General features: G+C 72.0%; 10 protein-coding genes. All 10 read left to right on the top strand.

Annotated elements, in window-relative coordinates; translation table 11 throughout:
• Positions 1 to 27: 27 nt before the first annotated feature.
• Positions 28 to 495, top strand: coding sequence for a DUF6010 family protein (locus ACGFW6_RS33855; RefSeq protein WP_393518648.1), 468 nt, complete (start codon positions 28 to 30; stop codon positions 493 to 495).
• Between the two features lie 114 nt (positions 496 to 609).
• Positions 610 to 1,203, top strand: coding sequence for a TIGR03086 family metal-binding protein (locus ACGFW6_RS33850; protein WP_393518645.1), 594 nt, complete (start codon positions 610 to 612; stop codon positions 1,201 to 1,203).
• Between the two features lie 575 nt (positions 1,204 to 1,778).
• Entirely contained in the window at positions 1,779 to 2,447 is a 669-nt protein-coding gene (locus ACGFW6_RS33845) for a GntR family transcriptional regulator (RefSeq protein WP_393518642.1), read from the top strand.
• The gene (locus ACGFW6_RS33840; RefSeq protein ID WP_393518639.1) at positions 2,444 to 3,352 is read left to right on the top strand and encodes a dihydrodipicolinate synthase family protein; all 909 of its coding nucleotides are present in this window, start codon (positions 2,444 to 2,446) and stop codon (positions 3,350 to 3,352) included. Before ACGFW6_RS33845 ends, ACGFW6_RS33840 begins: the two co-directional genes overlap by 4 nt.
• Positions 3,349 to 5,079, top strand: coding sequence for an L-arabinonate dehydratase (gene araD, locus ACGFW6_RS33835; protein ID WP_393518636.1), 1,731 nt, complete (start codon positions 3,349 to 3,351; stop codon positions 5,077 to 5,079). Before ACGFW6_RS33840 ends, araD begins: the two co-directional genes overlap by 4 nt.
• Positions 5,080 to 5,207: 128 nt before the next feature.
• Complete coding sequence (locus tag ACGFW6_RS33830; RefSeq protein ID WP_393518633.1) at positions 5,208 to 6,143, top strand: carbohydrate ABC transporter permease; 936 nt, start codon at positions 5,208 to 5,210, stop codon at positions 6,141 to 6,143.
• A complete protein-coding gene (locus ACGFW6_RS33825; protein ID WP_393518630.1) occupies positions 6,140 to 7,036 on the top strand; it encodes a carbohydrate ABC transporter permease in 897 nt (298 codons plus the stop codon). The genes ACGFW6_RS33830 and ACGFW6_RS33825 overlap by 4 nt, the downstream gene beginning before the upstream one ends.
• A gap of 127 nt (positions 7,037 to 7,163) precedes the next feature.
• The gene (locus tag ACGFW6_RS33820; protein WP_393518627.1) at positions 7,164 to 8,321 is read left to right on the top strand and encodes a Gfo/Idh/MocA family protein; all 1,158 of its coding nucleotides are present in this window, start codon (positions 7,164 to 7,166) and stop codon (positions 8,319 to 8,321) included.
• The gene (locus tag ACGFW6_RS33815; protein ID WP_393518624.1) at positions 8,321 to 9,166 is read left to right on the top strand and encodes a PmoA family protein; all 846 of its coding nucleotides are present in this window, start codon (positions 8,321 to 8,323) and stop codon (positions 9,164 to 9,166) included. Before ACGFW6_RS33820 ends, ACGFW6_RS33815 begins: the two co-directional genes overlap by 1 nt.
• Positions 9,163 to 10,671 carry a family 43 glycosylhydrolase gene (locus ACGFW6_RS33810; protein WP_393518621.1) on the top strand — a complete coding sequence of 503 codons (1,509 nt, stop codon included), beginning with the start codon at positions 9,163 to 9,165 and terminating at the stop codon, positions 10,669 to 10,671. Before ACGFW6_RS33815 ends, ACGFW6_RS33810 begins: the two co-directional genes overlap by 4 nt.
• The last annotated feature ends 23 nt before the right edge of the window (positions 10,672 to 10,694 follow it).

Raw genomic sequence — 10,694 nt, 5'->3', positions numbered from 1 at the left:
AGTCGTCTGCTGGAAAAGGCACTTCCCATGCAATACGTCGCGCCCGTCGGCGTCGGTCTGCTCTACGCCCTTCTGATGTCCCTCGTCCGGGAACCGCACCGGCGGCGTTTCAACGCGGTCATGGTTGCCGGAGCGGGTGCCGCCTATCTGAGCGGGGGCGGTCTCGGCGGCTGGGAATTCGTGTTCACCGCGGTCGTCACCTATGTCGCCTATCGCGGCCTGGATTCCTGGGCCTTCATCGGCGTCGCCTGGCTGCTGCACACCGCGTGGGACATCGTCCACCACGTCAAGGGCAACCCGATCATTCCCTTCGCCCACAGCTCCTCGCTGGGGTGTGCGATCTGTGACCCGGTGATCGCGCTCTGGTGCTTCGCGGGTGGGAAGACGCCGAAGGAGCTGGTGGCGTGGGTGCGGGGGGCCAGGGAGCGCAAGGGTGCGGTGCCGGGGGAGAGGGGGCGGTCGGGGGAGACGTCGGCCGGGGTGGCCGGGGCGTAGGGCGGGTCCGGTCCGGCGCCCGGGCATGGGCGCCGGATCGTCCCTCCGGCGGCGATGACTTTCGCCGCCCGGGCCGGTCCACCTTCCAGGAACAGATCTGTGAGGAGCCTGCCCATGACCGACCCGACCATCGACCTCGGACCGCAGACCCGCGTCGTCGCCCGTCTCGCCGAGGCGGTCACCGACGAGCAGCTCTCGGCACCGACGCCCTGCCCCGAGATGGCTGTGCGCAATCTGCTGGGCCACCTGCTCGGCCTGTCCGTCGCCTTCCGTGACGCCGCCCGCAAGGACCTGGGACCCACCACCGACACCGACCCGGGCTCCGCCGTCCCGGACATCGGCCCGGGCTGGCGCGAGGAGCTGCCCAAGGTGCTCGACGAACTGGGCGAGGTGTGGCGCGCCCCGGACGCGTGGACCGGCATGACCCGCGCGGGCGGCATCGACCTGCCCGGTGCCGTCGCCGGCGCGGTCGCCGTGGACGAGCTCGTGATCCACGCCTGGGACCTCGCCGTCGCCACGGGCCAGCCGTACGACCCGGACCCGGCCGCCCTGCGGATGTCCCACGACTTCCTGCGCGCCTCGGCCGACGCCGGCGACGACGGCGGCGGTATCTTCGGCCCCGTCGTCCCGGTTCCGGCCGACGCGCCCCTGCTGCACCGCGCGGTGGGCCTGAGCGGGCGGGATCCGGGCTGGAAGCCGGCGTCGTAGGGCGCAGCGCGCACGCGACGACGAGTTGACGGGCCCCGCCGGCATCGGCCGCGCGAGGGCCCGATCGCGTGAGCCTCGGTCCCTGCCCCGGTCCCAGCGTCGGTGTCAGCCTCGGTCCCTGCCCCGGTCCCAGCGTCGGTGCCAGCCCCGGTGCCAGTCCCAGTCCCAGTCCCAGTCCCGGCCCCAGCCCCGGTGCCAGTACCAGTCCCGACCCGTACCGGCCCCAGTCCCGACTGGTGCCGGCCCCCGTCCCGGCACCCGCGGTTCCGCGTTCCGGTTACGCGTTCCGGGTTCGCGGTTCCGCGGGTTCGCGGGTTCCGCCTGACCCCGCATGCGCAGGCGTCTGACCTCGCATGCGCAGGCGCCTGACCAGCGCGGTCTCGGCCCCGAGCCGTTCGGTGCGCCCCCGACCCCCGTACCGTTTCCCGAACTTCCTTCGTCAGAAGCGTTGACGAATCATGCGCCCCCTCCTACTTTCATCGCGTCGTACTTCGTACGTCATATATGAGACGCGATACGTGAGATCCGATACGCGAGACCAGTCCCTGGGCCCCGCGAAGATCCGAGAGGCGCGCATGACCTCTGTGCCCACGCCGATCCCGTCCCGCACGCAGTACGTGCTGGAGGAGATCAAACGCCGCATCCTCACCGGGCAGTTGACGCCCGGTCAGGCCCTGGTGGAGACCGAGCTCGCCGCGCAGTTCGGGGTGTCGAAGACCCCCGTGCGGGAGGCGCTCAAGACGCTGGCCGGGACCGGGCTGGTCGTGATGAACCAGTACAAGGGCGTCACGGTGCGCATGGTGGACGCGGACATGGCGCGCGAGGTCTACGACGTACGGCTGCTGCTGGAGCCCGAGGCGCTCAAGCGGGCCGTCCGGCGCGGAGCCTCCCTCGACGCCGCCCGGGACGCGCTGACCCGCGCCGACGACGCCACCGACACCGCCGAACGCTCCCTCGCCAACCGGGAGTTCCACCGCGCCCTGTACCTGCCGTGCGGCAACCCGCTGCTCGGCCGGATGCTCGACGAGGTGCGCGACCAGGCCGCCCTCGTCTCCGCCGTCGCCTGGGCCGCCTCGCCCTCCTGGGAGCGCGAGGCCGGCGAGCACCGGGAGATCCTGCGGCTGGCGCTCGAAGGGGACGCGGACGGCGCCGCGCGCGCCCTGCACGCGCACATCGCGTCGTTCGTGCGACGGGCCTTCCCGGACGCGGGAGTCGAGGCCCAGGGAGAGGACGGTCCGGCATGACCACGACGTTCGAGCCGCAGCGGACGGCCCTGGCCGACGTGGTGGCGATCCCGGTGACCCCGTTCGCCGCGGACGGCCGCGTCGACGAGGACGCCCACCGGGCCCTGCTGCGTCGTCTGCTCGACGGGGGCATCACCACGCTCACGCCCAACGGCAACACCGGCGAGTTCTACACCCTCACCCCGGAGGAGCGCCGCCTGGTCACCGAGCTGACCGTCGACGAGGCCGGCGGGAGCGCCGACATCGTCGTCGGTGTCGGCCACGACGTGCCCACCGCCGTCGCCTCCGCGCGGCACGCCCGCGAACTCGGCGCCACGATGGTGATGGTCCACCAGCCCGTCCACCCGTACGTCTCGCAGGCCGGCTGGGTCGACTACCACCGGGCCATCGCCACGGCCGTCCCCGAGCTCGGCGTCGTCCCGTACATCCGCAACGCCCAGCTGACCGGCGCCCGCCTCGCCGAACTCGGCGACGCCTGCCCGAACGTCGTGGGCGTGAAGTACGCCGTCCCGGACGCGGCCAGGTTCGCCGCCTTCGCGCGGGACGCCGGACGCGACCGCTTCATATGGGTCGCCGGACTCGCCGAGCCCTACGCCCCCTCGTACTTCTCCGCGGGCGCCACCGGCTTCACCTCCGGGCTCGTGAACGTCGCGCCGTCCGTCTCGCGCGACATGCTGGAAGCGCTGCGGTCCGCTGACTACCCGGCCGCGATGAAGGTCTGGGAGCAGATCCGCCGCTTCGAGGAACTGCGCGCCGCGAACGGCTCCGCCAACAACGTCACCGTCGTCAAGGAGGCCCTGGCCTCCCTCGGCCTGTGCCGCCGCGACGTTCGCCCGCCCAGCCGGGAGCTGCCCGAGGACGAGCGCGCCGAGGTCGCCGCCATAGCCGCCGGGTGGTCCGTATGATCGACAGAAAGCGTCCCGAGGACCTCAGAAGCCACCAGTGGTACGGCACCGAGGGGCAGCTGCGCACCTGGTCGCACAACGCCCGCATGCGCCAGCTCGGCTATGAGTCGGAGGAGTACCGGGGCCGCCCGGTGATCGCCGTCCTCAACACCTGGTCCGACATCAACCCCTGCCACGTCCACCTGCGCGAGCGTGCCGAGGCGGTCAAGCGGGGGGTGTGGCAGGCGGGCGGCTTCCCGCTGGAGTTCCCGGTCGCCACGCTCTCGGAGACGTACCAGAAGCCGACCCCGATGCTGTACCGCAACCTGCTCGCGATGGAGACGGAGGAGCTGCTGCGGTCGTATCCGGTCGACGCGGCGGTGCTGCTCGGCGGCTGCGACAAATCGACGCCGGCGCTCCTCATGGGCGCGGCCTCGGCCGACGTTCCCTCGGTCTTCGTCCCCGCCGGGCCGATGCTGCCGGGGCACTGGCGCGGGGAGACCCTCGGGTCCGGCACCGACATGTGGAAGTACTGGGACGAGCACCGCGCGGGCAATCTCACGGACTGTGAACTGCGCGAGCTCCAGGGCGGGTTGGCGCGTTCGCCCGGTCACTGCATGACCATGGGCACCGCCTCCACGATGACCGCGGCGGCGGAAGCCCTCGGCATGACCCTGCCCGGCGCCTCCTCGATCCCCGCCGTCGACTCCGGGCACGAACGGATGGCCGCGGCCTCCGGGCGCCGGGCCGTGGACCTCGCGTGGAGCGGTCTCAAGCCGTCCGGGATCCTCACCCGCGAGGCATTCGAGGACGCCGTCGCCACGGTCCTCGGGCTCGGCGGCTCCACCAACGCGGTGATCCACCTGATCGCGATGGCCGGCCGGGCACACGTCGAGCTCACCCTCGACGACTTCGACCGCATCGCACGCACCGTGCCGGTGCTGGCGAACGTCCGGCCCGGCGGGCGGACGTACCTCATGGAGGACTTCTACTTCGCCGGCGGCCTGCCCGCGTTCCTCTCGCGGATCGCCGACCTGCTGCACCTGGACCGGCCGACGGTCAACGGCACCCTGAGGGAGCAGATCGACGGCGCCGTCGTCCACGACGACGACGTGATCCGCACCCGCGAGAACCCGGTCGCCGACGAGGGCGGGGTCGCCGTGCTGCGCGGCAACCTCTGCCCGGACGGCGCCGTCATCAAGCACGTCGCCGCCGAACGGCATCTGCTCAAGCACACCGGTCCGGCCGTGGTCTTCGACGACTACCGGACCATGCAGCGGACCATCGACGACCCGTCCCTCGGCATCACCGCCGACAGCGTGCTGGTGCTGCGCAACGCCGGGCCCAAGGGCGGTCCGGGCATGCCCGAGTACGGCATGCTGCCGCTGCCCGGCCATCTGCTGAAGCAGGGCGTGCGGGACATGGTGCGGATCTCCGACGCCCGGATGAGCGGCACGAGTTACGGAGCCTGTGTACTGCACGTGGCGCCCGAGTCGTACATCGGCGGACCGCTCGCCCTGGTCAGGACCGGCGACCCGATCACCCTCGACGTGGAGGCCCGCACCCTCCAGCTCAACGTGGACGACGCGGAACTTCAGCGCCGCCGGGCCGAGTGGACGCCGCCGCCCGAACGTTACGAGCGGGGCTACGGCGCGCTCTACAACGAACAGATCACCCAGGCCGACACCGGCTGCGACTTCGCGTTCCTCGCCCGGCCGGGCAAGGTCGCCGACCCCTACGCCGGCTGACCGGCGGCACGACCCCGCACCGCCCCGCACCGCCCCGTTCGGACAGAACGCACAGCCCTGCACAGCGAGAAAGCGCTTCCCGAACGACGTACGCACCCCCGCACGACGTACCAGAACGGAGACCAGTCATGGCCCAAGCCGCAGCCGTGGCGAAACCGCCCGCGCCACCCCGGCGACGCCGTGCCTCCGCCACGCCGCGCAGGCTTCCTTATCTGCTGATCGCCCCGGCGGTCCTGCTCATGCTGGGTTTCATCGCCTACCCGGTCATCAGCGTCTTCTACTACAGCCTTCAGGAGTACAACCCCACCAAGCCGTGGCGGAACGGCTTCGCGGGCCTGGACAACTTCGTCCACGCCTTCACCGACGACCCGCTGTTCTGGGACACCCTGGTCTTCAGCGCCAAGTGGGTGGTCGTCGAGGTCGGACTCCAGCTGCTGTTCGGGCTCGCGCTCGCGCTGATCGTCAACCAGACCTTCGCGGGCCGTGCGCTGGGCCGCGCGCTCGTGTTCTCCCCGTGGGCCGTCTCCGGCGTGCTGACCTCGGCGATCTGGGTGCTGCTCTACAACTCCCAGACGGGCATCACCCGTTACCTCGCCGACGCCGGCATCGGCTCCTACGGCACCAGCTGGCTGTCGGACACCTCGACCGTCTTCCCGGCGGCGATCGTCGCCGACCTGTGGCGCGGTGTGCCGTTCTTCGCGATCCTCATCCTCGCCGACCTCCAGTCCGTCTCCAAGGACCTCTACGAGGCCGCCGAGGTCGACGGGGCCGGCCGGATCAAGCAGTTCTGGTACATCACGCTGCCCCATCTGAAGGACGCGATCGTCCTGTCCACGCTGCTGCGCGCGGTGTGGGAGTTCAACAACGTCGACCTGCTCTACACGCTGACCGGCGGCGGCCCCGCGGGAGTGACCACGACCCTGCCGCTCTACATCGCCAACACCAGCGTCGACGCCCACAACTTCGGCTACGCGTCCGCCCTGACCACGGTCGCGTTCGTGATTCTGCTCTTCTGCTCGATCGTCTATCTGCGGCTGAGCAAGTTCGGAGGTGAGGACAAGTGAGCGTGAAGGAAGCCACCAAGGCCGCGCCGGCGCCCGTGCGCACCGCCCCCGAACCGCCGCGTCCGGCGAAGCGGAACCGCTCCTGGGACGAGGTCCCGCGCTGGCAGATCTACCTCCCGCTGTCGGTCTACCTCGTCTTCACCCTCATCCCCTTCTACTGGATCCTGCTGTTCTCGCTGCGCCCGTCCGGCTCGACCTCGCTCGTGCCCTGGCCGATGACCTTCGACCACTTCGAGAAGGTCTGGACGGAACGGGCCTTCGGCACCTACTTCCAGAACAGCGTGCTGGTCGGCGTCGTCACCCTGCTGATGACGACCCTCGTCGCCCTGGCCGGCGGCTACGCCCTCGCGCGCTTCAACTTCAAGATCAAGCGGGCGTTCATGCTCGCCCTGCTCTGCTCCCAGTTCGTGCCGGGCGCGCTGCTCCTGGTACCGCTGTTCGAGATCTTCGCCGAGCTCCGGATGATCAACTCCCTGGGCAGCGTCATCATCGCCGAGACGGTGTTCCAGCTGCCGCTGTCGATGATCCTGATCAGCAACTTCATCAAGAACGTGCCGTACTCCCTGGAGGAGGCGGCCTGGGTCGACGGCTGCAACCGGATGAGGGCCTTCAGGATCGTCGTCCTGCCCCTGCTGCGGCCCGGTCTGATCGCCGTCGGCTCCTTCGCCTTCGTGCACTCCTGGAACCACTTCCTGTTCGCCCTGATGTTCCTCAACAACCAGGAGAAGCAGACCATCCCGGTCGGCCTCAACACCCTGATGGGTGCGGACAGTGTGGACCTGGGCGCGCTCGCGGCCGGCGGCATCATCGCGGCCGTGCCGGTGGTGATCGTGTTCGCGTTCATCCAGAAGTGGCTGATCACCGGGTTCAGTGCGGGGGCGGTGAAGGGATGACACTCCGTCAGGCAACGACTCCCGGTACGTCCGCGGCACCGTGGTGGCCGGTTACGCGGTTCCCCGTGCCCCTCGGGGGAGCTGCCGCGGACGCCCCGCTCGGTGACATCGGCCGCGGGAGGATCCCATGAGCACGGCCGTACCCCTCGTGCTCGCGGGCGCGCGCGGCCACGGCCGGTGGCATCTGGACAACGTCCGCCGGCTCCAGGACAAGGGCATCGTGCGACTGGCGGGGATCTGCGAGCTGACTCCGCTGAGCCGGGACGAGCTGCCCGAGGGCCTGGGCTCGCCGGCGCAGTCCGCCGACTTCGGCGCCCTCCTCGATGCCACCGGTGCCCGGGTCGCGGTGATCTGCACGCCGATCCCGACCCACACCGACCTGGCGCTGACGGCGGCCCGCAGGGGCGTGCACCTGCTGCTGGAGAAGCCGCCCGCCCCGTCGTACGCCGAGTACCGGCGCATGGCGGACGGCGTCGCGGCGGCAGGGGTCGCCTGTCAGATCGGCTTCCAGTCCATGGGCTCGCACGCCCTGCCCGCGATCCGCACGCTGATGGCCGAGGGCGCGATCGGCGACATCACCGGCATCGGCGGGGCGGGCGCCTGGGCGCGGCCCGAGGCGTACTACCGGCGCGCGCCCTGGGCGGGCCGGCGCAGGCTCAACGGCGTCGACGTCGTCGACGGGGCACTCACCAACCCGCTCGCGCACGCCGTCGCCACCGCGCTCGCCCTGAACGGCACCGTGCGCGCCGGGGACGTCACCGCCATCGAGACCGAACTGCTGCGCGCCAACGACATCGAGTCCGACGACACCTCCTGCGTCCGCGTCAGCACCGCGCGGGGCCGGCCGGTCGTGGTCGCCGCGACGCTGTGCGCCGAGGACCCCGACGAGCCGTACGTCGTCGTCCATGGCAGCCGCGGCCGGATCACCTTCTGGTACAAGCAGGACCGCGTCCTGCTCCAGCGCGCCGGGCGTGGCCCCGAGGAGTCCGAGTACGGCCGCACCGACCTGCTGCAGAACCTCGTCGAGCACCTCGTCGACGGCACCGACCTGCTGGTCGCACCCGAGGTGACCGGCGCCTTCATGAAGGTCGTGGAGGCGATTCGACGGGCACCCGACCCGGCCCCGCTGCCCGACGGTGCCTGGCAGCTGCTCCCCGGCGAGCAGCGCCGTGTCGTGCCCGGCATCGACGGCCTGGTCGCGGCCGCCGCCGACACCCTCGCCCTCTACTCCGAGCTGGGCGCCCCCTGGGCCCGTCCGGCACGCACGAAAGAGGTGAGCACCTGATGACACCCCACGACACGGCGGTACTGCGCGTCGCGGGCCGACCCGTCGGCCGGTACGTCACCCGGCCCGAACTCCCCGCCCGGCTCGCCCCGCGCCCGTATCTGCACCCCGTCACCACCCTGGCCGGCACGGCGGTCACCGAGCTCGGCCCCGCCGACCACATCCACCACCTCGGCGTCGGTGTGGCCGTTCCCGACGTCGAGGGGTCCAACTTCTGGGGCGGGCGCACCTTCGTCCGCGACCGGGGGCCGACCGAGCTCGACAACCACGGCGCCCAGCGGCACGTCGCCTTCCAGCTGCGCGACCCCGACGGCTTCGTCGAGGAACTGCGCTGGGTGGCGGCCGGGGCGGAGCTGCTGCGCGAACGCCGTACGGTCGCCGCCACCGAACTCACCTCCTTCGCCTGGGCGCTGGACTTCACCTTCTCCCTGACCAACGTCACCCCCGGCCCGCTGTCCCTCGGCAGCCCCGCCACCAACGGCCGGCCCGGCGCGGCGTACGGAGGGTTCTTCTGGCGGGCCCGCAAGGAGGCGTCGGCGCCGGAGGTGTTCACCGTCGACCGCGCGGGCGAGGGCGAGATCCACGGGACGGTGGCGCCCTGGGTGGCCCTGACGGGCTCCACCTGGACGCTGATCTTCGCCGGTGCCACCGAACGGACCCGCCGCGACCCGTGGTTCGTGCGCGCCGAGGAGTACCCCGGCGTCGGCTCCTCGCTCGCCGTCGACGAGCGCCTGCCGGTCCCGCCCGGCGAGACCGTCGTGCGCCGGATCGTCACCGTCGTCGCCGACGGCCGTGTCAGCAGGCTGGAAGCGGCGTCCCTGGTCCGCAAGGCGGTGAGCCCGTGACCGCCGAGACGTACACCAACCCCGTCCTGAACGCCGACTGGTCCGACCCGGACGTCGTCCGCGTCGGCGACGACTTCTACCTCACCGCCTCCAGCTTCGGCCGCGCCCCGGGCCTGCCCCTGCTGCACTCCCGCGACCTGGTCCACTGGACCCTGGTCGGGCACGCCCTGGAACGCCTCGAACCGGCCGGGGAGTTCACCGGGCCCCGCCACGACTGCGGAGTCTGGGCCCCTTCCCTGCGCCACCACGACGACCGCTTCTGGATCTTCTGGGGCGACCCCGACCAGGGCGTCTTCCAGGTCAACGCCCCCGAGATCCGCGGCCCCTGGACCCGCCCGCACCTGGTGAAGGCCGGCAAGGGCCTGATCGACCCCTGCCCCCTGTGGGACGACGAGACCGGCGAGGCGTACCTCGTGCACGCGTGGGCCAAGTCCCGGTCCGGGGTGAAGAACCGGCTCACCGGCCACCGGATGCGCCCCGACGGCACCGACCTCCTCGACGAGGGCAAGACCGTCGTCGACGGCGACCGGATCCCCGGCTGGTTCACCCTCGAAGGACCCAAGCTCCACCGGCACGACGGCTGGTTCTGGATCCTCGCGCCCGCCGGGGGAGTGGAGACCGGCTGGCAGGGCGCCTTCCGCTCGCGCGGCTTCTTCGGGCCGTACGAGGAGAGGATCGTCCTCGAACAGCGGGACACCGACGTCAACGGGCCCCACCAGGGCGGCTGGGTGCGCACCCCGTCCGGCGAGGACTGGTTCCTGCACTTCCAGCAGCGCGGCGCGTACGGCAGGGTCGTCCACCTCCAGCCGATGCGCTGGGGCGCCGACGGCTGGCCGGTGCTCGGCGACGAGGGCGCGCCCGTCGCCGAGCACCGCAGGCCCGGCCTGCCGCCACAGCCGCCCGCCGCACCCGCCACCGACGACGACTTCCCCGGCGGACGGTTCGGACGGCAGTGGTCCTGGACGGCCAATCCGCAGGACGGCTGGGCCACCCAGCACTCCGGCGACGGTCTGAAGCTGGCCTGTGTGCGCTCGGCCGACGCCCACGACCTGCGCAGACTGCCGAGCGTTCTCACCCAGCGGCTGCCTGGCTCACCCTGCGCGGTGGAGGTGGAGCTGCGGCTGGACAGCCGTGAGCCGGGAGCGCGCGCGGGCCTCGCGGTGCTCGGGGACGCGTTCGGCTGGATCGGGCTGCAGCGGGGCACGGACGGAGCGGTGCATGTCGTGCACCGGTTCGCCGAGGCCGTCGCGGAGCGGGAAAGGGACGCCGATCACGCCCGGCTCGCGCCCGAGGGGCGGGTGCGGCTGCGGATCGAGATCGCGGCCGGGGCGCGCTGCCGGTTCTTCCACGACGTCGGGGACGGCCCGCGTGCCTCGGGGCCGGTGTTCGCCGCCACGCCCTGGCGGTGGGTCGGTGCCCTGCTGGGCCTGTTCGCGCTCGCTCCCGCCGGCCAGGGGCACGCGGGCGCGGCGACGTTCACCCGGTTCAGGATCAGCGCCCTGTAAGCCACCGCACTCGTAGGTCTGTC

The organism is Streptomyces sp. Y7, from assembly GCF_043195415.1.
Taxonomy (GTDB): Bacteria; Actinomycetota; Actinomycetes; order Streptomycetales; family Streptomycetaceae; genus Streptomyces.
Note: the sequence above shows the minus strand (reverse complement) of the source record. Positions and strands in the feature narration are given on the sequence as shown.